Raw genomic sequence first — 24,992 nt, 5'->3', positions numbered from 1 at the left:
ATAATGAGCGATATTAAAATACCAGAAGAATTTCAGATTACATCAACTATAGATCAACGACATTATTTGGTTGATGGTGAATTAAAGGAGTGGAAAGGGGAAACAACAGAAGTTTATTCAACGATTTCTTCTACCAGTGATTATAAGCCAACGTTATTGGGTAGTATTCCTGATTTAAAAGAGGCGGAAGCTTTAGATGCTTTAAATGGGGCTATGAAAGCATACAATCGTGGTCAAGGTGTTTGGCCAACCATGCATGTGAAAGACCGTATTGAATGTATGGAAGTTTTCGTTAAAAAGATGAAAACCAAACGTAATGAGGTTGTAAAGTTATTAATGTGGGAGATTGGTAAATCTTTACCAGATTCGCAAAAAGAATTTGATCGTACCGTTGAATATATAGAAGATACTATTGAAGATTATAAGCAACTAGATCGTGATGCTGCAAAGTTTACAAAAAACGACGGAGTTTATGCGCATATTAAGCGTGGACCTTTAGGTGTTGTTTTATGTTTAGGACCATATAATTATCCGTTGAACGAAACTTTCGCCCTTTTAATTCCTGCAATTATTATGGGGAATACGACCATTTTTAAACCGGCAAAACATGGAGTATTATTAATCACTCCTTTATTAGAAGCTTTTCAAACTAGTTTCCCTAAAGGTGTAGTCAATGTTATTTTTGGTAGAGGAAGAACGGTTGCCGCTCCTATTATGCAAACAGGAAAAGTAGATGTTCTTGCATTAATTGGTAACAGTAAATCAGCCAATGCCTTACAAGAACAACATCCAAAGAGTAACCGTTTGCGTTTAGTTTTAGGGTTAGAAGCTAAAAACCCGGCGATTATATTGCCTGATGCAGATTTAGAATTGACAATTAATGAATGTTTAGCAGGTACGCTATCTTTTAACGGTCAACGTTGTACCGCGTTAAAAGTGGTATACGTTCATGAAGATATTAGGTCGAAATTTAATGAAAGCTTCGCGAAAAAAGTTGATGAGCTGAAATTTGGGAATCCTTGGGAAGATGGTGTTAAGTTAACCCCGTTACCAGAACCAGGAAAGCCAGAATATATTCAAGAACTTATTGATGATGCACTTGCAAAAGGGGCAAAAATATTAAACAAAAAAGGTGGTAAACGATTTGATAATTTTATCTGGCCAGCGGTTTTATATCCGGTGACTAAAGATATGAGGGTGTACAAAGAAGAACAATTCGGGCCAATTATACCTATAGTGCCTTTTACGGATATTGAAGAACCGTTAGATGATATGGCCGAAAGTAACTATGGTCAACAAGTAAGTTTATTTGGTAAAGATGTATATGCACTTTCGCCATTAATTGACACCTTGGTGAACTTAGTTTGTCGTGTGAATTTGAACAGCTCTTGCCAAAGAGGTCCAGATGTATATCCGTTTACAGGACGAAAAGATTCTGCACAAGCTACTTTAAGTGTTCATGATGCACTACGCTCTTTTTCTATTCGAACTTTTGTTGCTTTTAAGGATAACGAATTGAATACTGAAATTATTCAACATTTGTTAGAAGCTAAACTTTCTAATTTTGTTAGCACAGATTATATATTATAAAAAGCGACGAAATTATCGAATCATAAAAACCTCTCCTATTAATTAGGGGAGGTTTCTTTTTTACAATTAGCGCTGATTTCTTCAGCTCTTTCTAGCCCTGAATATGGGTAGAAAGGTATAGTTTGCTCTTCTTCTTCGAATAATACAATAGCTCTGTCAATATCTTCACAAAACGGGGTAATTGACTTTCCAAAGAATTTAGCTGACCCCATATCCCATTCTGCTTTACTTAATATAACCCGAGGATTGTTCGGCGAAATAGATTGAGCTTTTTTATAAATAGCCGTATTTTCTCCTGATAAGGTCATTCCGTATTTCTGTCCGTCAAATGCAATATAAGCGGTATTTAATAATGCATAGGATATCATTATCTCCGGATTGTCTTCTGAAATGGAAGCTGCTATATCTAAAAATACTTTTGCTCTTGTGAGTTTTGTAGTAAGTAATGCTTCATCTTTTATGCTAAAACTACTTATAACCTCTATTAAGCCTGCATAGTAAGGTGGTAACCAATTATTTTTTTCTGCCGTTGCAATTCTCTCGAATAATTGTACCGCTTCTGTATTTTTTTGTTCTTGCCATAATTCAAATGCTTTAGACATTCCTTTTTCATAAGGAGTCTGCGATGATAAATTCAGTGATAAAATTAAAGTGGCTACTAGTAATACTGTTTTCATGTTTTTAATTTTTAAGGTTATTTATTATTCTTCAAATATCTTCTTATTCTCATTTTTTAAATAAAATAGATTACCGAGTTGTCGATTTTTGGTATTGAAATGTAGCAACTAAAGATTATCAAGTTGGTTATCATTTTTATTGTCGCTAATCGTCCAAAAGAATCCTATGAAAAAGAAGCGGTCTGCAGCAGGGGTAATTGCTCTTCGGTCAAATAACCCGTCCGTATTGGTTTGATTGGCATACTGGTATTCATTTACGTTTTTAGTTCCTAAAACATTACTTATGGAGAAATACAATATTTTTTGAGGACTAATTAGATATGCATAATTGGCATTCAATGAATTGAAATTTTTAGCTTGTTCATTTAAGAAACCACTTTTGTTCGGATCTGTGTAATTTCGTCCTGAAGCAAAATTGTAACTCAGTCCTATCTGACTTTTCCAATCTTCAATCCAATGTTTAATAACTAGGGAAGCATTATGTTTAGAAGCAAAATTTGGCGTAGCGTTTGTGGGATAATTTTTATAATTTCTCTCTGTGTCCAAGAAAGAATAGGACAACCAATATTCAGTGTTTTTGATTGATTTGTTATCCCTCCAAAAAACATCGAGTCCTTTTGCATATCCATTACCCGAATTCGAATAGGTGGAAATAGGTAGTGCTAATGGTGTATCGAACTTTACTAAATCATTATAATCTTTATAATAAGCCTCTGCTCTAAAGATTTGTTTATTTTTTACATATTGATAATTGGCAATCCAATGTGTGGTATTTTCAGCTGTAAAATCAGTGTTGAATTTTAAGTATTCATTTTTAGGATTTTGAAAAAATTGACCGTAGGCTAATGAGAATTGAGAGTTTGCGCCAGATTTGTATGCCAAAGATATTCTTGGAGATAGATTGAACTCTTGTAATAGTTCAGAATATTCACCTCGTATTCCAATCTTGGTCGCCAGATTTTTTGAGAAGAAAATATCGGTTTCAATAAAACTGCTAAAAATATTATTTGCAAACCCATATTCATTTTCAATGGTTTCGTCGTTATAGTTTTCGGTGAAGTTTGTGATGAAGTATTCAGCCCCAAAGTTTAATTTATATCGGCTAGAAAAGTACTTGTTCAGAGTAAATTTAAAGTGAGCTGAATTTTCAATATCAGTGATGTTTGCTGAACTAAATTTTAAATCAGAACGGTCGTTTGCAAAGCTGACACCAGTGACAATGCTCCAATCTTTTTCTAGGAAATCTTTATAAGATGTATTCACATATAAGTTTCTATTTTTTAATCCGAATCTTAAACCATCAATTTCATTAATATCTTCTTGGGTTAAATCAAAATTTACGGCACTATATGCTCCATAAACTTTTAATAATCCATCATTATTAAATCTATATCTGTATACCGCTTCACCTCCTAAAGATTCTACAGGCTTGTGCCATTTATTATTATCTGAATATAATTTCTGATATGGAGCTAAATTAATGTAAGATGTATTCAAGCTCAATGAGCTCTTATTCCATTTTTTGGTATTCCCAAGTCCGACGCCAACAGACATTATTGCAATTTCTGTTTTTTCTTCTTGGGGCTCATCAACACTGTTTAATAGTAAAACACTAGATAATGCTTGACCATATTCTGCTGAATACCCTCCTGTAGAAAATGTTATTCCTTTAAATAAAAATGGAGATAACCTGCCTCTAGATGGTATGTTGTTTGCTGAAGGAGAATATGGTGTAAATACGCGCATTCCGTCTACGAATATTTGTGTTTCTTCTGCATCACCACCTCTTACAAATAACCTGCCATCTTCGGCAACATTAGAAGTGCCGGGTAATGTTTGTAGTGCACCTACGAAATCTCCAAGAGCTCCGGCAGTTGTTACAATGTCTAACGGTTTTAAAGCTGTTACTTTTGCATTATCTCCGGCTTTAAAAGTTCCGGCATTTACAGTAACCGCATCTAAGGTATTTACATCATCTTTTAGTTTTATAATGAAATTAGAAAAGGTGGTAATATGAGCTGTTTTAGAGAAAGCTTCATAGGAGATTGATGAAGCTACCAATGTTTGTTCTCCAATTACATCTGTTTCAAAAGTAAAGATTCCTTCTTCATTAGTAGCGGTACCATCGTATGTACCCTTTATATATACATTAGCCCCTATTACAGGTTTGCCTTGATTATCAATTACTTTACCTGACACAGTTTCTTGTGCTATTATGTTGGCTTGAATTAGGGTGAATAAAAAGAGTAATAAAATCTTCATGGTGCATCTATTTTTTAGATTGATACAGCAAATATGATTTGTAAATGAAGTTTTTTATAAAATGATTTTCTGAGTTGTAAGTATTGTTAACTCAACTGTAATAATTACTTGTTTTCATGATTTTATCTAAGGTAATTATTTACATAAATAGGGTAATAAATGACGGAGATATACGACTTATTGGTTTTAACTTTGCATTTTAAATCGAACTATTTTTCGACTATAGTGTAAGTGTAGAACTTAAAGATATAGGTTATGAAGACTATAAAATCAAACAAAAAAGCATTATTTGCTTTAGCTATCGGAGGTTTTGGAATAGGCCTTACTGAGTTTGTAATAATGGGAATTTTGACAGAAGTTTCTGGGTCATTAGGCATAACAATACCCCAAGCCGGACATTTTATTGCAGCTTATGCATTGGGTGTAGTAGTGGGTGCACCATTACTTACTGGGTTAGGCTCAAAACTTTCGCCTAAGAAAATGTTATTCTTATTAATGATATGGTTTACTGTATTCAATACTTTATCGGGTCTTGCAACAGGGTATAGCAGTTTATTGTTTTTGAGATTTTTATCAGGAATACCTCATGGTGCCTTTTTTGGAATCGGGGCAGTGGTTGCTACAAAACTCGCTAGGAAAGGGAAGTCTGCTCAAGGCATTGCCATAATGTTTTCAGGATTGACCATAGCAAACGTCATTGGTGTTCCTTTTGGAACGTATCTAGGTCAACAGTTTAGCTGGAGTGTTTCTTTCTATCTAGTAGGATTCGTAGGGTTAATGGCTTTAGCTAGTATATATATGTGGATGCCGAAAATCGAAATAGAAGCTACAGAAAAAAATGTCAGTGTTTCAAAAGGATTAAGGAATAATGAACTTTGGGCATTAATTGCTTTGACGACTATAGGTACTGGCGGATTCTTTGCTTGGTACAGTTATGTAGCACCGTTAGTTACCGATGTGGCCGGTTTACCTAATCACTTTGTTGGCTATGCTATGATGCTAGCTGGTTTAGGTATGGTTGTAGGTAATTTTCTAGGAGCAAAAATGGCGGAGTTATTTTCGCCTTTAAGAGCGGTTATTATTAGTTTATCTATCATGTCTGCTATCTTATTAATTAATATGTTTATTGCGACAAATCCGTACGTATTAATGGCAATGACTTTTCTAATTGGTGTTATATCTTTTACCGTTTCGACGCCTATTCAAATGGCAATTATAAATACTTCTAAAGGTTCTGAAATGTTAGGTTCTTCAATGAATCAAAGTGCCTTTAATATGGGTAATGCTTCCGGTGCCTATTTAGCAGGTTTGCCTATAGCTTTCGGATACGGAATTATTTATTCAAGTTTGGTGGGTGCAATTTTAGCTTTTTCTGGTGTTGCCATAGCAGTAGCTATTTTATTAGTTCGCAAGCGCAAAGAAATTAAGTACAAGAAAATGGCAATAAGCTGTTAAAAAAAGTATTATTTATATAAAAAAGGAACTTGCTCAGCAAGTTCCTTTTTTTTGTGCTCAAAAAAATAAGTTTATGTTTTAATTACATTTCGAAAATGGAACGATAAACTTGTTAAATTTTGTAATTTGTGCATTTCATCGGTACTTTAATGTATTTAAACGCGTTATTAAAGAACCTAAACCTACTTAATCGTGCAACGTACTAAATTAATACTAGGAACTATTGTATTGGTTCTTTTACTATTTGTTCTCACCGCTTCGTCATTTAAGCCTGAACATTCTAAGGCAATTATCACAAATTCAAATCCTGTTAAAACCTTAGCAGAGAAAAGGGAAATCAAATTATATGGCATACGTCAACAAGCGTTGAAATCTGCCTTAACTATATATTTTGACCAAGCTATTAAATCTGGAGATATAGTAGGTGCGGGGGTAAGTATCGTTAGTGGTGATTCGGTTATTCTTTCAAATGGATTTGGAAAAAGAAGTGTAAAAGGAATTGAAAATGTAGATGGAGAAACCTTATTTAGATTAGGGTCAATATCAAAAGGTTTTACAGGTGTATTAGCTGCCAATCTTGAAAGTGAAGGTAAAATACATTGGAATGACAAAGTAGTGGAGTTTATTCCGAACTTCAAATTTGGAAATAAAATTAATACAGAAAAGGTTGAAATAGCCCATCTGTTGTCGCATACCTCTGGAACGCCATATCACAGTTTCACCAATTTAGTTGAAGCTGGTATATCGATGTCTAAAATTGCTGGTCGATTTGATGAAGTTCAACCAATTGCTGAACCTGGCCTTCAATATAGTTACCAGAATGCCATGTTTTCATTGAGTCAAGAAATTATGTTGAAAGCTACTGGGAAGGATATTCAAACCCTATTAAACGACAAGTTTTTTAAGCCATTGAATATGCAATCCGTATCCATGGACCACAAGGCTTTATTAAATTCTGAAAATGTTGCCTTACCACATAGAAAAAGTGGGGGACATTGGCGCGCTTTATCTCTAACAGATAAATACTATAATGCTATAGCTGCAGGCGGTATTAATGCGAGCTCTTTAGATATGGCAAAATGGATGCGTTTTTTATTAGGACACAACCCTGAAGTAATGTCTAAGGATGCTGTAGAGCAGGTTTTTAAACCATACATTGCCTTGAACGGACACAGTAAATATTACCAAAGATGGCCAGGTCATTTAAAATCGGCCTATGGTTTTGGATGGCGTATTCATACAGTAAAAGAAAATGAAAAAGTTGGAGAAGAAACTATTTGGCATCATGGAGGGAGTGTAAATAATTACAGAAATGAGATTGCACTTTTCCCAGATTCAGATTTAGGTATTTGTGTTTTGTTGAATGGTAATTCGAAATTAGCTAAAACCGTAATTCCAGATATTCATGCTATTGTTAGAAGTATCTATGAGCAGGATATATCTACACCAGGAAGCTTATAGTTTAAGTTGAAATTAACTTATATAAAAAATCCCCTTTAATCTTAGATTAAAGGGGATTTTATTTAAAATATACTTTTTAGATATTGCTGGCTAACCAATCGCCAACTTCACTAGTTTTATAACTCTTACCACCATCAGCAAGGTCTTCAGTCACATAACCTTCAGCCAATGATTTATTGACCACTCTTCTAATTTCTTCTGCTTCTTGTGTCATGTTCATATCCTCAAATAACATAGCCGCTGAAAGAACAGTAGCTAAAGGATTAGCAATATCTTTCCCAGCTGCCTGTGGGTAAGAACCATGTATTGGCTCATATAAAGAAACTTTGCTACCTACAGAAGAAGATGGCATTAATCCCATAGAACCAGCAATAACAGAAGCTTCATCCGTTAATATATCTCCAAATAAATTTGCTGTAATAATTACATCATATCCTTTTGGCCATTGAATTAAACGCATAGCTACAGCATCGATAAACTCATAGGTGACTTCAACTTCAGGATAATCTTTTTCCATTGCTTGAACGGTTTCTCTCCATAGTCTAGATGATTCTAAAACATTGGCCTTATCAACACAACATAATTTTTTAGAACGCTTCATAGCCATATCAAAACCTTTTTTAGCTAAACGTTCAATTTCAAATCGTTGGTAGGTCATAGTATCAAAAGCAGTGTTTCCATCATCTTTTCTACCACGTTCACCAAAATAAATACCACCAGTTAACTCTCTTAAAATAATTAAATCGGTACCCTCTATTCTATCTCTTTTCAATGGAGATTTATCGATAAGTGAAGGAAAAGTAAAGGTTGGACGTACATTGGCAAATAAACCTAATTTTTGTCTCATCTTTAATAGTCCTTGCTCAGGACGTACCTTTGCCGATGGATCATTGTCAAAACGTGGGTGACCAATCGCACCAAAAAGTACGGCATCTGCATTAGCACAAATTTCATGTGTTTCATCAGGATAAGGCTCGCCAACGGCATCAATGGCTGCTGCACCCGTAAGGGCAGGTTTCCAATTGATATCATGAGAATATTTTTTAGCGATGGCATCACATACCTTTACCGCTTGATCAATAACTTCTGGACCGATACCATCACCGGCCAATAAGGCAATATTTAATTTCATGGGTTATTTGATTTTCGCTAATCGCATTACGCTAATCGCTTTTCGCATAGGTAAATACGTTTAGTATTAATTAAATCTTATTTATTAAATTATTTAAACTTCTTCTTACTTTGTTTACTTTATCATGAATATTTAAAAAATCTTCATTTAGAATATAATTAAGGTCTTTTGCTAAAATCGTGAAATATTCCAATTCACTTGCTGAACCTTGAGAAATAATTAAAAAACGTTTAAACTCTGCATCAGACTCTCTACCACATCCTTCTGCAATATTTGCGGGTATAGATGAAGATGCTCTTCTCATTTGACTTGTTAATCCAAAATTCTCCTCTCTTGGGAAAGTATTAGTTAGCTTGTAAATCTCTAAGGTAACTTCATGTCCTAATTCCCAAACACTATATTTTTTATAATCTCTCATCAAAGCGTTTTGCGCTTGGCGTAATGCGCACAGCGCTAAATAATATTCAACATTTTCTCGGTCGCTTTTATAGCACTAACCGTTTGGTCAGAATCTAATCCCCTTGAGGTAAATTCTTTTCCATCCATTTCCCAAGTAATTACCGTTTCACAGAGTGCATCAGATGTACTACCTGGTGGTATTCTTACGGCATAATCGGTTAATTTGGGTAATGTTTTATTCTTGGCAATATAAACCTTTTTCAGTGCGTTCATAAATGCATCATATTGTCCGTCACCTTGAGCATGTGCTTCAAATACTTTACCATCTACCTCAACAGATAGGGTAGAGGAAGGCATTAAACCTTTCGCATGTGTTAACACATAAGATTTTACAAAGACACGTTGCTTATAATCAGCAGTATCTAAAACATCTGAAATGATAAAAGGGAGATCATCTTTAGTAACACGTTCCTTTTTATCTCCTAATTCTATAATTCTAGCTGTAACTTTTTTTAACTCATCATCATTAAGCGTTAGCCCAAGTTCTTGTAAGTTTTTCTGAATGTTGGCTTTGCCTGACATTTTGCCTAATGCATATTTACGTTTTCTTCCAAAACGTTCTGGCATTAAATCGCTAAAATACAAGTTCTTTTTACTGTCTCCGTCAGCATGTATTCCTGCTGTTTGTGTAAATACATTATCTCCAACAATAGGTTTGTTTGCTGGTATGGTAAAACCTGTAAATGCAGAAACCAATTTACTTACCTTATAAAGGGAGGTTTCGTTCACACTAATTTCTACTTCTGGTAGAAAATCGTTGATAACTGCTACAGCACTAGCCATAGGAGCGTTACCAGCACGTTCGCCCATACCGTTAACGGTTAGGTGTAAACCATGACAACCCGCTTTTACGGCTTCCATAATATTAGCTACGCCTAAATCATAGTCGTTATGGCCATGAAAATCGAAATGTAATTTTGGATATTTCTGAACTATTTCTGAAATGTATGCATACGTTTCAGTATGGGTCAATATACCAAGTGTATCTGGTAATAATATTCTTTTTACATTCTGGGTTGATAAAAAGTCTAGAAATTCGAAAACATATTCTTTCGAATTTCGCATACCATTACTCCAATCTTCTAAGTAGATATTATTAATAATACCTTTTTCAGATGCTTGTTTGAAAATATTAGCTATTTCAGAAAAGTGTTGCTCTGGGGTTTTCTTTAGTTGATATTTCAAATGATTCAATGAACCTTTGGTAAGAAGGTTTTGTGAAATAGCTCCTGATTCAATCATCCAATCTAATGAAACACCACCATCAACAAATGTTAGAACTTCTACACGTTCTAGATATCCTTTTGTTGCAGCCCATTCGGTAATTTTCTTAACAGCCTCTAACTCACCATCGGAAACACGTGCCGATGCGACTTCGATACGATCTACCTTAAGCTCATCTAATAGAAGTTTTGCTAAGGTCAGTTTTTCTGATGCAGAAAAGGATACTCCAGAGGTCTGTTCACCATCCCTAAGGGTGGTATCCATTATTTCTAACTTTCTTTTTTTCATTGTGCTCTGTCTGCCGTTCATTCAATTGAAGTACGACAAGCGTTTAATGTTGTTGATAGATATCAAAGTCAAATGAGTAGGTCAAATACTTATCAGTACAAGCTCGTAAAAGTTTTAATTGGAGTCTTATAGAGGTGTATTCTCTGCAAAAGTCTCAATGTCTTTTTTGATATTCAATAAGTAATCAATATCATCAAAACCGTTCAACATATTGTTCTTCTTATAACCATTGATTTCAAAAGGTTCGTTTTCCCCCGTAGCCAATAATCTTATTTTTTGCTCAGGAAGATTTATCTCCAATTTCGAATTTGGATCTGCCTCAGTTGCATCAAATATTTTCTGTAAAAACTCTGCACTTACTTGAACTGGTAAAACACCAATGTTTAAACAGTTACCTCTAAAGATATCTGCAAAGAAACTTGAAACTACACATCTGAAGCCATAATCATAAACTGCCCAAGCTGCATGTTCACGAGATGATCCAGAGCCAAAGTTCTTACCACCAACTAGTATTTTACCGCTGAATTTATCTTGGTTAAGAACAAAATCCTCTTTAAGAGTGTTGTCTTGATTGTAGCGCCAATCTCTAAAAAGATTATCGCCAAAACCAACACGTTCAGTTGCTTTTAAAAAACGTGCGGGTATTATTTGATCAGTATCTACATTCTCTATCGGTAAGGGAACTGCAGTTGATGTTAGTATATCGAATTTATCGTATGCCATTTTTTCTTTTGTTATTCGTTGATCGTTGTTTGTTTTTAGTGCTATGTTCTGTTGTTGTAACTTATACAGTCAACTAGCAGCTATTAACCAGCAACCATTTCTTCCATTAATTCTCTTGGGTCAGTCACTTTACCTGTTACAGCAGCAGCAGCAGCAACTAACGGACTAGCAAGTAATGTTCTAGATCCAGGACCTTGTCTACCTTCAAAATTTCTATTCGAAGTACTAACTGCCAATTTACCGGCAGGAACTTTGTCATCGTTCATCGCTAAACATGCAGAACAACCTGGTTCACGAAGTTCGAACCCGGCTTCGGTTAAAATATCAAGTAAACCTTCTTCTTTTATTGCAGCTTCGACTTTATGTGATCCGGGTACTAACCAAGCAGTAACATTGTCTGCTTTTTTTCTTCCTTTTACAATAGATGTAAAAGCTCTGAAATCTTCAATCCTGCCATTAGTACAACTTCCAAGAAAAACAAAATCAATTGGTTTACCCATCATACTATCACCTTCACTGAAATCCATGTATTTTAAAGATTTCTGATAGGTGGTTGCGCCACCTTGAACGTTATTAGCTAAAGGAATATCATTTGAAATTCCCATACCCATACCTGGGTTGGTGCCATAGGTAATCATTGGTTCAATCAGTGAACCATCGAAAGTCATTTCTTTATCAAAAATGGCATCTTCATCTGTATATAAAGTTTCCCAATATGCCATTGCTTTATCCCAATCTGCACCTTTTGGAGTAAACTCACGATCTTTTATATATTCAAATGTCTTTTCATCGGGAGCTATCATACCACCACGAGCACCCATTTCAATACTTAAGTTACAAACGGTCATACGACCTTCCATACTCATGTCATTAAAGATTTCACCAGCGTATTCTACGAAATAACCTGTAGCTCCTGATGTAGTCAATTGAGAAATAGTAAATAGGGCAACGTCTTTTGGAGTAACACCTCTACTCATTTTCCCATTGATATTGATACGCATTCTTTTTGGTTTCGGCTGCATTATACATTGTGTAGCCAATACCATTTCAACTTCTGATGTACCAATACCGAAAGCAATAGCGCCAAATGCACCGTGAGTAGATGTATGTGAATCACCACAAACAATTGTAGCACCTGGTTGGGTAATACCATATTCAGGACCTACAACATGTACAATTCCGTTTTTTGCATGTCCTAATCCCCAATAAGAAATACCATATTTATTGGCATTTTCTTCGAGCATTTTCAATTGGTTTGCAGATAAGGGATCAGCTACCGGTAGGTGCTGATTAATTGTCGGCGTATTATGGTCAGCTGTTGCAAAAGTTTTTTCAGGATGCATAACAGGAATATTTCTGCTTTTTAATCCTAAGAATGCAACAGGACTTGTTACTTCATGAACCAAATGTCTGTCGATAAACAGAACATCTGGACCATCCTGTATTTTATGTACTACGTGGGAATCCCACACTTTATCAAATAATGTTTTAGTTGCGCTCATATTCTTTCTAATCTAAGTTCACAAATCTATTAAAAACAGGGGTTTCTTGGAAATAAACACACTTCTAAATTACGATGTTCAACATCAAATGTGTTAAAAATAAAACTAACTAATATATGTCCAGATATTCTTATGTTTCACCAATTGAGCATACATATGTCTAATAATTAGATTCTCTGGATTACCTAATGAAGGGTCTTCTTTTAGTGATTGAAGTGCATAATACCGTGCGGTCTTAAGAATATCATTATCCTTAACGATATCGGCAATTTTTAAATTCAATAAACCGCTTTGTTGGGTGCCCATTAAATCACCTGGTCCACGAAGTTTAAGATCAACTTCTGCAATTTCAAAACCGTCATTAGTGGCTACCATGGTTTCTAATCTGGTTTTAGCTTCAGCAGATAATTTATGACTTGTCATTAAAATACAGAAGCTTTGGTCTGCACCACGCCCAACACGTCCTCGTAATTGGTGTAATTGCGATAAACCGAAACGTTCCGCACTTTCAATTATCATAACAGAAGCATTGGGTACATTTACACCAACTTCAATAACCGTTGTGGCAACCATTATTTGTGTTTCACCACGTACAAATCGGTTCATTTCAAATTCCTTATCGGCTGGCTTCATTTGACCGTGAACAATAGAAATTTGATATTTAGGTTGAGGAAAATCACGAACAATACTCTCATATCCATCCATTAAATCTTTATAATCCATGGCTTCAGATTCTTGTATGAGCGGATATACAACATATATCTGTCTTCCTTTATCTATTTCATCCCGTATAAATCGAAATACTTTTAAACGGTTTGCATCATATCTATGTACAGTTTTAATGGGTTTACGACCAGGCGGTAATTCATCTATCACCGAAATATCTAAATCACCATACAAACTCATGGCTAAAGTTCTAGGAATAGGGGTAGCGGTCATCACCAAAATATGTGGCGGAAATTCATTTTTATGCCAAAGTTTAGACCGTTGAGCTACTCCGAAACGATGTTGTTCATCTATAACAGCTATACCTAAATTTTGGTATTTTACCTTATCCTCTAGAAGGGCATGAGTACCGATAAGAATATTTAATTCTCCATTTTCTAACTGTTCATGAATAGGTTTACGAGCCGATTTCTTTACGGATCCTGTTAGTAAAGCACATGTGATATTTGTTCCTTCTAACAGTTCTGAAATTCCTTGAAAATGTTGATTTGCAAGTATTTCAGTAGGAGCCATCAAGCAAGCTTGAAATCCGTTATCGATAGCCAAAAGCATCGTCATTACAGCAACAATCGTTTTTCCAGAACCCACATCACCCTGTAATAAACGGTTCATTTGGGCATTGCTGCCAAGGTCTGCGCGAATTTCTTTAATCACTCGTTTTTGCGCACCAGTAAGTTCAAAGGGTAACTTATTAGAATAGAAATCGTTAAAATATTCGCCCACTTCAGTAAAAGGAAAGCCTTTTATTTTTTTCTTTCTAGAAAGCTTCTTACCAATGAGCTGAAGTTGAATATAAAATAATTCTTCGAATTTTAATCTAAATTGAGCCTTCGCCAATAACTCTTGATTCTTTGGAAAGTGAATATTGAACAGTGCTTCACTTTTATCAATAAGCTTTAATTCATAAAGTAATTTATCAGAAAGACTTTCATTGAATTTACCATTGACCTCAATAAAAAGTTGCTGCATTAATTTACTAATGACCTTATTAGTAATCCCTTTATTACTTAATTTTTCGGTAGAAGGATAAACGGGCTGCATGTACACTTTTGTTCCTTGTTCATGATCTTTTAGTGGTTCCATTTCTGGGTGCGGCATGGAAAATGTACCATTGAACCAGTTGCATTTACCAAAAATTACATAGGGTGTATTCAGTTTTAAATTTTCACGAATCCATTTTTGACCCCTAAACCAGACCAGTTCCATTTCTCCTGTATCATCAATGAACTTAGCAACAAGTCGATTTCCTTTTTTTTGCTCGACAGTTTTAATATTGACTAATTTTCCTATAATTTGAACATCAGAACTATTTCGTTGTAATTGACCGATTTTATAATATTGGGTTTTATCTATATATCGATTGGGGAAAAGATTCAGCAAATCTTGATAGGTTTCAACACCCAATTCTGACTTTAAGGTTTCAGCCCGATTAGGGCCAACACCTTTTAAGTATACGATAGGAGTTTGCAAGTAATTTGCGTTCATAGTACTAAAGTAGGGTTTAGGTAGATTTGCGACAAACTAAATTATTAAATTTGATTTTCTATAGTTTTTAAATCTGCATGAAGAATTTTTTTCTCCTACTTATTTTTTGCATTACATGTGTCACCTACGGACAACATCAAGAGAGAGTAGATTTTACTACGGCCAGTGTATATATTAAGCCAGAACCACTGAAACGTCAATTAAAAGGTAACGTTGTTTATCGTTTTGATGTAAAACAAAATGTAGATTCTATTTTTCTTGATGCCAAGAATATGACCTTTACTAAGGTAGAGTTAGATGGTAAACCAGTAAATACTATAAAGACTGAAAAAACGCTAACCATTGAAAATAAATTTAAAAAAGGACAATCTCACAAACTAAATATAGAATATGTTGTCGAGCCAAAACAAACAGTTTATTTTATTGGGTGGGAGGATGATTTAGAGGGAAATGAACAAATATGGACCCAAGGTCAAGGCAAATATACGAGTCATTGGCTTCCTAGTTTTGATGATATGGAAGAAAAGATTGAGTTCGATTTAACCATTGAGGCTAATAAGAAATATCAGGTTATTGCGAATGGTAATTTGGTGATGAAGTCAAATGAAACAGATGAGTTTCCTATTTGGGTTTTTGATATGAAAAAACCAATGAGCAGTTATTTATTGGCTTTTGCTATAGGTAGTTATGATAAACAAGTATTGAAATCTGAAAGTGGTATTAGCATCGAAAATTATTATTATCCTTCTGATAGCCTAAAAGTGGAACCTACGTATAGGTACACAAAAAGGATATTTGATTTTTTGGAAAATGAGATAGGAGTAGCTTACCCATGGCAAAATTATAAGCAAGTTCCTGTACACGATTTTTTATATGCCGGTATGGAGAATACTAGCACTACCTTTTTTTCTGATGCCTACGTTATTGATTCAACAGCTTTTATTGATAGAAATTATGTGAATATCAATGCCCATGAATTGGCGCATCAATGGTTTGGGAATTTGGTAACCGAAAAAAATAGCGAGCACCATTGGTTGCATGAGGGCTTTGCTACATACTATGCCTATTTGGCTGAAAAGGAAGTATTTGGTGAAGATTATTTCTACTGGAAGTTATTCGATACAGCAAAAACTTTAAGTGGTATTTCTGAAAAAGGAGAAGGGGAGAGCTTGCTGAATCCTAAAGCTAGTAGTCTTACTTTTTATGAAAAAGGTGCTTGGGCTATGTCTATACTAAGAGAAGAAATAGGGGACTCGGTGTTTAAAGAAGGAATCAAGAATTACCTAGGCAAATATCAGTTCAAAAATGTGACTGTTGCTGATTTTATTGCTGAAATGGAAGAGGTGAGTGGTAAAGATTTAAATGAGTTTAAGGCAATTTGGTTAAAGGGGAAATATTTCCCCGAAGAGTTAGCTAAAGACTTTTTAATGAAAAAAAGTTCTTCTATCAGAATGTTTTATGTTTGGCAACATGACCTAGAGAAGACGTTCATATCTAAAGAAACCTTAGAGAATTCAGAATTGTCAACCGAATTAAAACTAGAACTTCTTAAACAAAAAGATGAATTTGCTGGCTTAGAACTTTTGCCATTGGCTTCAAATGAAGACTTGAAGATTAGACAATTTGCAGCTGAAAAAATGAACATTATTCCCGAGGAATTAAAGGTGTATGTAGAACCCTTGTTGTTAGATGATAGTTATATTACCAATGAATTAATGCTATATAATCTTTGGACTAGTTTTGATTATGATAGAAGTATTTTCTTAGATAAAACGAAAGATATAATTGGACTCCCCAATAAGAATGTTCGTTTGCTTTGGCTCACATTGGCATTAGTGACTCCAGAATATAATTCAGAAGCGAATACTTCTTATTATGAGGAACTTGTAGGTTATACAAGCCCGGTTTATAACCCTGAAGTACGGCAAACCGCTTTTCAATACCTATTTGAAATTCAAGCGTTAAATGATGATGCATTAACTAATTTGATTAAGGCAACTAACCATCATTCTTGGCAGTTTAGAAATTTTGCCAGGCAGGTGTTAGATTCTTTGATGAAGGATGAAGCACAAAAAAAAGAAATTGAAAAGGTAGCAAAACAACTTAGTTCGACAGATTTGCGTTATCTTAAAACGAAATTAAATTTATAATGAGAGCTTTAGTTATTTCTGGAGGTGGTAGTAAAGGCGCCTTTGCAGGTGGTGTTGCCCAATACCTAATTCAAGAAGAGGGTAGAAAGTATGATATTTTTGTGGGCACTTCTACCGGGAGTCTTCTAATTTCTCATTTGGCTTTGGGTAAATTAGATAAAATCAAAGAAATCTATTCTAATGTCAATCAGAAGAGCATTTTTAATAATTGCCCTTTTCTGGTAAAAAATATTCGCGGTAATGAAGAGATTTCCATTAATCATTGGAACGTTCTTAAAAATTTTATTGTTGGTAAAAAAACATTTGGCGAGAGTGAAAATCTTAGAAAACTAATTGAAAATAGTTTAACCCTTGAAGAGTTCGAAATCTTAAAGAACGGTGATTCTGATGTGATAATTACGGTTTCTAACTTATCATTAAATCAAGTGGAGTATAAATCTATTAAAAATTGTACATATGAAGATTACTGCGATTGGATATGGATTTCTGCTAATTACACGCCATTTATGAGTTTAGTTCGTAAAAATGGTTGTGAATATGCAGATGGAGGTTTAGGAAGCATTGTACCTATAGAAGAAGCAATTAAAAGAGGAGCAACCGAAGTAGATGTTGTTGTTTTACATACCGAGGTAAATTATTTAAATAGAGTGGCGTCAAGGAATCCGTTCGAATTGATTACTACGATGATGAGTTTTATTTTAGATCGTATTGAAAATCAGAATATCAGAATAGGAAAATTAGTTGCTAATCAAAAGAATGCGATTATAAATCTGTTCTATACGCCAACGATATTAACAACCAATTCTTTAATATTCGATAAAGTAAAGATGACCTTGTGGTGGAAAAGAGGCTATTTGTACGCCAAAAATAAGAATGAAGAAACAAATCCTATTGAGCCAAATGAGAATGAGTAATTCTCTTTTGTGACTAAAACACTTATTGTTTTATACAATAAATGCTTTCATATCTGAAAGCATTTATTTTTTATTCAAGTAAGAGTATTCCTTTTAAAACTACTACCACAAATCACCAATCTCCTTTTTTACAAAAGAAAGCGCAGTAGCAGAAGGTGAAGCTTTTTCCATCGTCTCATTTAGAATATCTTCCCTTAATTTATCTGCAGAATCAGTTTGACTCATGGCTGCCTTTCTAATCATTTGAATGGTAGCACTTTTTGCAGCTTTAATGATATTCCAACATTCATCTGTCATATATATTTGTTGTGAAAGATTATGATCAAATTCTGTTTCAATACTTTTAATCAGTAAACTTTCATAAGCACCCTTATCTGTAGATTGTGGTCCTACACGAACGACTAAACTAGGGATTGCAATTCGTTCTAAAAATAATGACATACGTTCGTAAGCTTGTAATCTAATCGGTAAGGTATCTTTTTGAGAATCTTTATGTAAAAGAAAACGTCTACGACCTTCTTCATTATTCGTGTGCATTCTAAAGAAATAGAAAGCAATAGCACCGGTGACTACTGACGGTAATAAATACGCGAAAAGTTGAAATATTTGATCTGAGCTCATTTTTAATTAGTTATAATTTATGAAATAAGAACGTCCAAATTTTTCAATTAGTATAGTGCTTCATCGATGAAATGCAAGTTATTTAATTTTTGGCGTCCCCTTTAGCCATATCATAAAATGCTTTATAATCCGGTTGAAATTTTATTTGAAGCGATTCTCGTAACCCACCATCTTGTCCAACTGAAATTATGCGTTCCCCGTTAACACCAAAATCTTTTATAAGAATACTCGCAATGGCGGTAGCTTGTTGAATAGCAACATCCATTTCACCTGTAATAATTAAACTAGCAATAGTCATAACGCTCTTAGGGTTGGCATTCGCAACTTTAGCTATATTTTCAATCCATATTTTAGATTCATTGGAAGGAGTTGTTCCTACACCATCAGTAAAGAAAAAATCTAGTTTTTCTGAAATTATTACTATACCATCAGATACTCCGACTTTTGCATTCTCGCCCAAAATTTGTTTAGAATTTGTCAATACCATAACAGCAGTAGAATCGTTACTTGCAACACCATCTGTTATTCCTTTTAATTGCTCTTCTTTACGTTTTAAGGTAGCTAAGGTTTTATTGATGTTCTCTGAGTTTTGACTAGATAACGCTGCAAAACTATTTAAGTTTTTCATCAATGTAGCATTTGCGTCTTGTAACTCTGTTACTTGTGTTTGAAGTGCATCGGCACGTTGTAAACCTAATTTTTCATTATGTTGTGCTGTGCTAACTATTCTTGATATTGAATCTAATTTGAATTTTAATTCTTGATTCTGATCTATAAGTTCACTTTTTTTCTGAGCCTGCACAGTATTTAATCCAGCAATGAAAATAACTGAACATAAAAAAAATCTTATCATATTAAATATGCATTAAATAGGTTAATTTAAATTTTGCCACCAAGATACGAACAGTCTTTTAATTCTTGAACACCTGTAAAAGGTACTTTTGCTTTATTATACCCATAAGTAGAGGCCAAACTGCGATTTAGGTCGTGGTCGTCTACGTTTACTTGAACATCATCCATTGTAAATTGACTTGGATGCTCATAACCGGCAGCATGTGTTATTTCTAAGAACTCTTTTCTAAAAGTATTAAAGTACTGTGCTAAACGGTCCGATTTTAATGGAACATTAATACCTTTTTGTAGCCATTGACTCTGTGTAGCAATACCGGTAGGACATCTGTTCGTATGACAAATTTGAGCTTGTATACAGCCAATACTCATCATAGCTTCACGAGCAACATTTATACAATCTGCACCCATAGCGAAGGCCATTGCTGCTTTCGCAGGAAAACCTAATTTTCCCGAACCAATAAATACAATTCGGTCGGTAAGGTTTCTATTTAAAAATACTCGGTAAAGACTTGAAAATCCGTAAACCCATGGTAAAGATACATGGTCTGCGAATGATGGGGGAGCAGCGCCTGTGCCACCTTCACCACCATCTACAGTAATGAAATCTGGACCTTTACCTGTTTTTAACATCATATCAGCTAATTCTTCCCATTGATCTAACTTTCCAATAGCTCCTTTAATTCCTACAGGTAAGCCAGTTTGGTCAGCAATGGACTCAATTAAAGCCATTAATTCTTCGACATTTGAAAAAGCTTTGTGTGTAGCTGGGGATAATACATCCTTACCAACTTCAACACCACGAATTTCTGCAAGTTCAGGGGTTATTTTTGCCCCTGGTAATACGCCTCCTTTGCCCGGTTTAGCACCTTGAGATAATTTAATTTCTATGGCTTTAATTGTTGGATTATCTTCAACTAATTTTTTCATTTTCTCCATAGAGAAATTACCATCTGGAGTTCGAACTCCAAAATATCCGGTACCGAAATGAAAAATAATATCGCCACCATGTTTGTGGTATGGTGAGAGTCCGCCTTCACCCGTGTTATGATAAGCATTTGCCTTTTTTACACCTTTGTTCATTGCTTCAACCGCTGCTGCTGATAATGAACCAAAGCTCATAGCCGATACATTTACAATACTACCGGGTCTGTAAGGCTTTTTTCGATTGTTATGTAAACCCATGATTTTCGCACAAGGTATAAAGGTTGGCTCAGTTTGATTTGGGTGACCATTTGGCACCGCATAAGCCATCATTCTATTCTTAATGAAGATATGCTGGTGCGCATATAAATCTCGGTCAGAGCCAAAACCTTCATAATTATTTTCTTTTTTTGCAGAAGCATAAATCCAACCTCTTTCTATTCTATTAAAAGGAAGTTCTTCTCTATTGTTCGCAACAAAATATTGACGCATTTCTGGCCCAATACTTTCTAACCAATATCTTAAATGCCCAACTACGGGAAAATTATGTTTAATGGTGTGGCGTTTCTGAATAAAAATATCCCAAATCGCTACTAAGAAGATAAACAAAAAAATCCAAGTCCACCACGGTAGACTTGGAATATAATTTAAAAATTGATTCATCAAAATTATCCTTTTGGTTTAATATCTAAAAGTGGTGTTTGATCACTATTTAGGTAATCTAGACTCATTTCTGTTAGGGTGCGTACACCTAAAAGAAGGCCGCTATCATCAATTAAAAAATCTGGTGTATGATGTGGGTATGATTCTGTAGTTCCGGGTGTCATTCCTCCTAAGAAAAAGAAAAATCCTGGAGCCTCTCTTTGAAAATAGGAGAAATCTTCTGCACCGGTTACTGCTTTCTGTGTTTGAACATTAGCTTCACCAGCAACTCTTTTAATAGTTGGTAACATTTGATCTACTAATTCAGGATTGTTATAGGTAATATCTGTTGCATCTTTAATTTCACAAGTAGCTTCACCACCATATGCTTTAGCAATGGTTGTCACCATTTCTACCATACGCTTGTTTAACTTATCCTTCATATCATAATCTAAAGTTCTAATTGTACCAATCATTTCAGCAGATTCTGGTATAATGTTAAAACGAACACCACTCTTAATTTTACCTACAGTAATTACAGCTGCTTCATTTGTTAGGTCAGTTTCTCTACTAATTATAGTTTGTAGTCCGTCAATTATTTTGGCACTTATTAAAATTGGATCAACACCAGACCAAGGCTGTGAACCATGGCTTTGTTTACCTTTTACATTAATGGTGAAACTTTGAGCCGCTGCCATTGTTCCGCCAGATTTATAACGAATTATGCCTACAGGAGTTTGAGAATTAATGTGAAGACCGAAAATGGCGTCTACTTTAGGACTATCCATAACTCCTTCTTTAACCATTAATAATGCACCACCTTCTTCTCCTGGTGGTGGACCTTCTTCTGCTGGTTGAAAAATAAATTTAACGGTGCCTTTAATTTTATCCTTGTTTTTAGACATTACTTCAGCAACACCCATTAAAATTGCGGTATGTGTATCATGACCACATGCATGCATTACTCCAACTTTCTCACCCATAAAATCAGAGGTCACGTTAGATTTATACGGTAAGTCATTTCTTTCTGTCACAGGTAAAGCATCTATATCTGCTCTTAATGCTACTACTTTACCAGGCAAATCACCTTTTAAAATACCTACGACACCTGTGTGTGCCACACCGGTTTCAACCTCAATGCCTAAAGACTTTAAGTGTTTTGCTATTTTTTCTGCAGTTTTATATTCTCTATTACCTAATTCCGGGTTTTGATGAATTTCTCTTCTCCATTCAATAACCTTACCTTCTATGGAAGTGTAATCTTTCTCAAGATTTGATCCCTGTGCTTTAACGGAAACTCCGATAAGAACGAGAGCCAAAAAACCTAGTTTTCTCATAATCAGTATTTAAATTTAAAATATTCTATATATTACTTATTGTTGATGAAAATATAATTTGCACCAACAGGTATTCTCAATTCGAGGTAATAAAGGTTAAATATATTCAAAATGAAAAGAAATTCCATCCATTGTTTATAAATCTAAATAACATCACTTTTAGTATCCCTATATAATAGCTAATTTCACGCCACTAAACAAAAGAAAAATTGAGCTCATTTATAGATGAATTGAACGATGCCCAGAAGGCCCCTGTTTTGCACAAAGACGGGCCGCTAATGGTAATTGCTGGAGCGGGATCGGGAAAAACACGAGTATTAACATATAGAATTGCACACCTTATGGCACAAGGGGTCGATTCTTTTAATATTTTGGCTTTAACCTTTACCAATAAGGCAGCCCGTGAAATGAAGGTGCGTATTTCTAATATTGTTGGATCTTCGGAAGCAAAAAATCTTTGGATGGGAACTTTCCACTCCGTTTTTGCGAAACTATTGCGTATAGATGGTAATAAGCTTGGTTACCCAAGTAATTTCACCATTTATGACACCCAAGATTCTCAAAGATTACTTTCTTCGATTATAAAGGAGATGGGTCTAGATAAAGATATCTACAAATACAAACAGATTCAAAATAGAATTTCTTCTTTTAAGAATAGTCTAATAACCGTTAAGGCATATCGTAATGACTCTGATTTGGTAGAGCAAGATGCTATGGCGAAAAAACCAAGAACAGGAGATATTTATGAGAATTATGTAGATCGCTGCTTTAAGGCAGGGGCTATGGATTTTGATGATTTATTGCTACGAACCAATGAGCTTCTTACGCGTTACCCTGATGTTTTAATGAAATATCAAGATCGTTTTAGGTATATACTGGTTGATGAGTACCAAGATACTAACCATTCGCAATATCTAATTGTAAAAGCATTAGCTGATCGCTTTCAGAATATTTGTGTGGTAGGTGATGATGCACAGAGTATATATTCTTTTAGAGGAGCGAACATTAGCAACATTCTTAACTTTCAAAAAGATTACGAAAATGTTGGTATGTATCGATTAGAGCAGAATTATCGATCTACTAGGAATATCGTAAATGCAGCCAATTCTATAATAGGGAAGAACAAAAATCAAATTGAAAAAGTTGTTTGGACGGCAAATGATGATGGTTCTGCCATAAAGATTCATAGAAGTACTACAGATGCAGAAGAGGGTCGCTTTGTTGCGAATTCTATTTGGGAGCATAGAATGCAGGAGCAAATGAACAATGGTGAATTTGCTGTTTTGTATAGAACAAATTCGCAATCTAGATCTATTGAAGATGCATTACGTAAACGTGATATTCCTTACCGAATATATGGAGGTCTGTCGTTCTATCAACGTAAAGAGATTAAAGATGTACTGTCGTACTTGCGAATGGTCATTAACCCGAAAGATGAGGAAGCCTTAAAAAGGATAATTAATTTTCCGGCACGTGGAATAGGAGGTACCACTATCGATAAACTTGTTGTTGCCGCCAATCATTATAACCGTTCCATATTTGAGGTAATGGAGAATATCGATAAAATTGATTTAAAGATAAACTCAGGTACCAAACGAAAGCTTCAAGATTTTGTAACTATGATTAAGAGTTTTCAGGTCATGAACGAAACTACAGATGCTTTTGCATTGTCTGAACATGTAGCCAAGAAAACTGGAATTCTTTTAGAATTCAAGAAAGATGGAACTCCAGAGGGTATTGGTAAAATGGAGAATATCGAAGAACTTTTAAATGGTATCAAAGATTTCGTTGAAGGTCAGAGAGAAATTGATGAAGCTACTGGTAGTATAGGTGAGTTTTTAGAAGATGTAGCTCTTGCAACCGATTTGGATAAGGATACGGGCGATGATGATAGAGTAGCTTTAATGACCATACACTTGGCAAAAGGTCTCGAATTTCCATATGTTTATATTGTAGGGATGGAGGAAGACCTCTTTCCATCTGGTATGAGTATGAGCACACGAAGTGAATTGGAAGAAGAGCGAAGACTTTTTTATGTAGCACTTACAAGAGCGGAAAAACAGGCATATCTTACTTATACCCAGAATAGGTATCGTTGGGGTAAATTGATAGATGCCGAACCAAGTCGATTTTTAGAAGAAATAGACGAACAATATGTTGAAAACCTTACTCCTGTGGATGGAGGGTATCGTTATAAGTCACTTATAAATGCAGATATTTTTGGCGAGGTAGATAAAAGTAGACTACGACAAGATAAACCAGTTAGAGGAACTCCGCCAATTATTGGTCAACCCAATTCTAATCAGCTTAAGAAATTACGTAAAATTAGGCCGGAATTAGCAGAACCAGTTGGTAATACTAATAAAATAGACCCGAATTTAGCAGTAGGGTCACTGGTAAATCATACACGATTTGGAAGAGGAAAAGTTGTTAAATTAGAAGGTTCTGGTAATGATAGAAAAGCTGAAATAATGTTCGATAAAGGTGATATTAAAAAATTACTTCTACGATTTGCCAAACTCGAGGTGCTACAGGAATAGTTCAAATTAATAGTATTATTGAAAATTTGGT

General features: G+C 34.8%; 18 protein-coding genes. 6 read left to right on the top strand and 12 right to left on the bottom strand.

The genetic code is table 11. The features are described 5' to 3' along the window. Nucleotides 1–3 precede the first annotated feature (3 nt). On the top strand, nt 4–1,590 hold the full coding sequence (locus AAC084_RS08825; RefSeq protein ID WP_339839642.1) for an NADP-dependent glyceraldehyde-3-phosphate dehydrogenase: 1,587 nt from the start codon (nt 4–6) through the stop codon (nt 1,588–1,590). A gap of 38 nt (nt 1,591–1,628) precedes the next feature. Here the strand turns inward: AAC084_RS08825 and AAC084_RS08820 are convergent, their stop codons facing one another. Together AAC084_RS08820 and AAC084_RS08815 are read right to left on the bottom strand one after the other, a co-directional pair. Next, complete coding sequence (locus tag AAC084_RS08820; protein ID WP_339839640.1) at nt 1,629–2,267, bottom strand: hypothetical protein; 639 nt, start codon at nt 2,265–2,267, stop codon at nt 1,629–1,631. A 108-nt stretch (nt 2,268–2,375) separates the two neighbouring features. Beyond that, nucleotides 2,376–4,529 (bottom strand): TonB-dependent receptor, encoded by a 2,154-nt coding sequence (locus AAC084_RS08815; RefSeq protein WP_339839638.1) that lies wholly within the window; start codon nt 4,527–4,529, stop codon nt 2,376–2,378. 255 nt (nt 4,530–4,784) lie between these two features. Between AAC084_RS08815 and AAC084_RS08810 the strand changes: the two genes are divergently transcribed. Then, complete coding sequence (locus AAC084_RS08810) at nt 4,785–5,984, top strand: MFS transporter (RefSeq protein ID WP_339839636.1); 1,200 nt, start codon at nt 4,785–4,787, stop codon at nt 5,982–5,984. 192 nt (nt 5,985–6,176) lie between these two features. Then, the gene (locus AAC084_RS08805) at nt 6,177–7,445 is read left to right on the top strand and encodes a serine hydrolase domain-containing protein (RefSeq protein ID WP_339839634.1); all 1,269 of its coding nucleotides are present in this window, start codon (nt 6,177–6,179) and stop codon (nt 7,443–7,445) included. A gap of 76 nt (nt 7,446–7,521) precedes the next feature. Here the strand turns inward: AAC084_RS08805 and leuB are convergent, their stop codons facing one another. From leuB to recG, 6 genes are all read right to left on the bottom strand, one after another. Further along, nucleotides 7,522–8,577, bottom strand: a complete 1,056-nt coding sequence (gene leuB, locus AAC084_RS08800) for a 3-isopropylmalate dehydrogenase (protein ID WP_339839632.1) — start codon at nt 8,575–8,577, stop codon at nt 7,522–7,524. A 70-nt stretch (nt 8,578–8,647) separates the two neighbouring features. Further along, nucleotides 8,648–8,995 carry a four helix bundle protein gene (locus AAC084_RS08795; RefSeq protein ID WP_339839629.1) on the bottom strand — a complete coding sequence of 116 codons (348 nt, stop codon included), beginning with the start codon at nt 8,993–8,995 and terminating at the stop codon, nt 8,648–8,650. Between the two features lie 35 nt (nt 8,996–9,030). After that, nucleotides 9,031–10,548: an alpha-isopropylmalate synthase regulatory domain-containing protein gene (locus AAC084_RS08790; RefSeq protein ID WP_339839626.1), complete on the bottom strand. Its 1,518-nt coding sequence runs from the start codon at nt 10,546–10,548 to the stop codon at nt 9,031–9,033. A gap of 126 nt (nt 10,549–10,674) precedes the next feature. Then, nucleotides 10,675–11,271: a 3-isopropylmalate dehydratase small subunit gene (gene leuD, locus AAC084_RS08785; RefSeq protein WP_339839623.1), complete on the bottom strand. Its 597-nt coding sequence runs from the start codon at nt 11,269–11,271 to the stop codon at nt 10,675–10,677. 83 nt (nt 11,272–11,354) lie between these two features. After that, a complete protein-coding gene (leuC, locus tag AAC084_RS08780; RefSeq protein WP_339839621.1) occupies nt 11,355–12,773 on the bottom strand; it encodes a 3-isopropylmalate dehydratase large subunit in 1,419 nt (472 codons plus the stop codon). A 105-nt stretch (nt 12,774–12,878) separates the two neighbouring features. After that, nucleotides 12,879–14,984 carry an ATP-dependent DNA helicase RecG gene (gene recG, locus AAC084_RS08775; protein WP_339839618.1) on the bottom strand — a complete coding sequence of 702 codons (2,106 nt, stop codon included), beginning with the start codon at nt 14,982–14,984 and terminating at the stop codon, nt 12,879–12,881. Nucleotides 14,985–15,061: 77 nt separating this feature from the next. On the opposite strand from recG, the gene AAC084_RS08770 reads away from it, so the two are divergent. Further along, nucleotides 15,062–17,134, top strand: coding sequence for a M1 family metallopeptidase (locus AAC084_RS08770; RefSeq protein ID WP_339839615.1), 2,073 nt, complete (start codon nt 15,062–15,064; stop codon nt 17,132–17,134). Continuing rightward, on the top strand, nt 17,134–18,048 hold the full coding sequence (locus AAC084_RS08765; RefSeq protein ID WP_339839612.1) for a patatin-like phospholipase family protein: 915 nt from the start codon (nt 17,134–17,136) through the stop codon (nt 18,046–18,048). Before AAC084_RS08770 ends, AAC084_RS08765 begins: the two co-directional genes overlap by 1 nt. A 102-nt stretch (nt 18,049–18,150) precedes the next feature. Here AAC084_RS08765 and AAC084_RS08760 read toward each other — a convergent pair whose 3' ends face one another. The 4 genes from AAC084_RS08760 to AAC084_RS08745 all read right to left on the bottom strand — a co-directional run bounded on the left by AAC084_RS08760 (nt 18,151) and on the right by AAC084_RS08745 (nt 22,421). Next, nucleotides 18,151–18,669, bottom strand: coding sequence for a hypothetical protein (locus tag AAC084_RS08760; protein ID WP_339839610.1), 519 nt, complete (start codon nt 18,667–18,669; stop codon nt 18,151–18,153). An 82-nt stretch (nt 18,670–18,751) separates the two neighbouring features. Next, a complete protein-coding gene (locus AAC084_RS08755) occupies nt 18,752–19,522 on the bottom strand; it encodes a hypothetical protein (RefSeq protein ID WP_339839608.1) in 771 nt (256 codons plus the stop codon). A 26-nt stretch (nt 19,523–19,548) separates the two neighbouring features. Beyond that, nucleotides 19,549–21,105, bottom strand: a complete 1,557-nt coding sequence (locus tag AAC084_RS08750; protein WP_339839606.1) for an FMN-binding glutamate synthase family protein — start codon at nt 21,103–21,105, stop codon at nt 19,549–19,551. A gap of 5 nt (nt 21,106–21,110) precedes the next feature. Then, on the bottom strand, nt 21,111–22,421 hold the full coding sequence (locus AAC084_RS08745; protein WP_339839603.1) for an amidohydrolase: 1,311 nt from the start codon (nt 22,419–22,421) through the stop codon (nt 21,111–21,113). A gap of 209 nt (nt 22,422–22,630) precedes the next feature. On the opposite strand from AAC084_RS08745, the gene AAC084_RS08740 reads away from it, so the two are divergent. Beyond that, nucleotides 22,631–24,961, top strand: coding sequence for a UvrD-helicase domain-containing protein (locus tag AAC084_RS08740; protein WP_339839601.1), 2,331 nt, complete (start codon nt 22,631–22,633; stop codon nt 24,959–24,961). The last annotated feature ends 31 nt before the right edge of the window (nt 24,962–24,992 follow it).

It is taken from the genome of uncultured Maribacter sp. (assembly GCF_963977385.1).
Classification (GTDB): domain Bacteria; phylum Bacteroidota; class Bacteroidia; order Flavobacteriales; family Flavobacteriaceae; genus Maribacter.
This window is presented reverse-complemented; position numbering and strand designations above follow the sequence as displayed.

Coding starts and splice junctions, on each gene's coding strand:
- leuB (WP_339839632.1), bottom strand. CDS start 8,577: ATGAAATTAAATATTGCCTTATTGGCCGGTGATGGTATCGGTCCAGAA.
- AAC084_RS08765 (WP_339839612.1), top strand. CDS start 17,134: ATGAGAGCTTTAGTTATTTCTGGAGGTGGTAGTAAAGGCGCCTTTGCA.
- AAC084_RS08815 (WP_339839638.1), bottom strand. CDS start 4,529: ATGAAGATTTTATTACTCTTTTTATTCACCCTAATTCAAGCCAACATA.
- AAC084_RS08770 (WP_339839615.1), top strand. CDS start 15,062: ATGAAGAATTTTTTTCTCCTACTTATTTTTTGCATTACATGTGTCACC.
- AAC084_RS08820 (WP_339839640.1), bottom strand. CDS start 2,267: ATGAAAACAGTATTACTAGTAGCCACTTTAATTTTATCACTGAATTTA.
- AAC084_RS08790 (WP_339839626.1), bottom strand. CDS start 10,548: ATGAAAAAAAGAAAGTTAGAAATAATGGATACCACCCTTAGGGATGGT.
- AAC084_RS08795 (WP_339839629.1), bottom strand. CDS start 8,995: ATGAGAGATTATAAAAAATATAGTGTTTGGGAATTAGGACATGAAGTT.
- AAC084_RS08760 (WP_339839610.1), bottom strand. CDS start 18,669: ATGAGCTCAGATCAAATATTTCAACTTTTCGCGTATTTATTACCGTCA.
- AAC084_RS08810 (WP_339839636.1), top strand. CDS start 4,785: ATGAAGACTATAAAATCAAACAAAAAAGCATTATTTGCTTTAGCTATC.
- AAC084_RS08825 (WP_339839642.1), top strand. CDS start 4: ATGAGCGATATTAAAATACCAGAAGAATTTCAGATTACATCAACTATA.
- AAC084_RS08755 (WP_339839608.1), bottom strand. CDS start 19,522: ATGATAAGATTTTTTTTATGTTCAGTTATTTTCATTGCTGGATTAAAT.
- leuC (WP_339839621.1), bottom strand. CDS start 12,773: ATGAGCGCAACTAAAACATTATTTGATAAAGTGTGGGATTCCCACGTA.
- leuD (WP_339839623.1), bottom strand. CDS start 11,271: ATGGCATACGATAAATTCGATATACTAACATCAACTGCAGTTCCCTTA.
- recG (WP_339839618.1), bottom strand. CDS start 14,984: ATGAACGCAAATTACTTGCAAACTCCTATCGTATACTTAAAAGGTGTT.
- AAC084_RS08750 (WP_339839606.1), bottom strand. CDS start 21,105: ATGAATCAATTTTTAAATTATATTCCAAGTCTACCGTGGTGGACTTGG.
- AAC084_RS08745 (WP_339839603.1), bottom strand. CDS start 22,421: ATGAGAAAACTAGGTTTTTTGGCTCTCGTTCTTATCGGAGTTTCCGTT.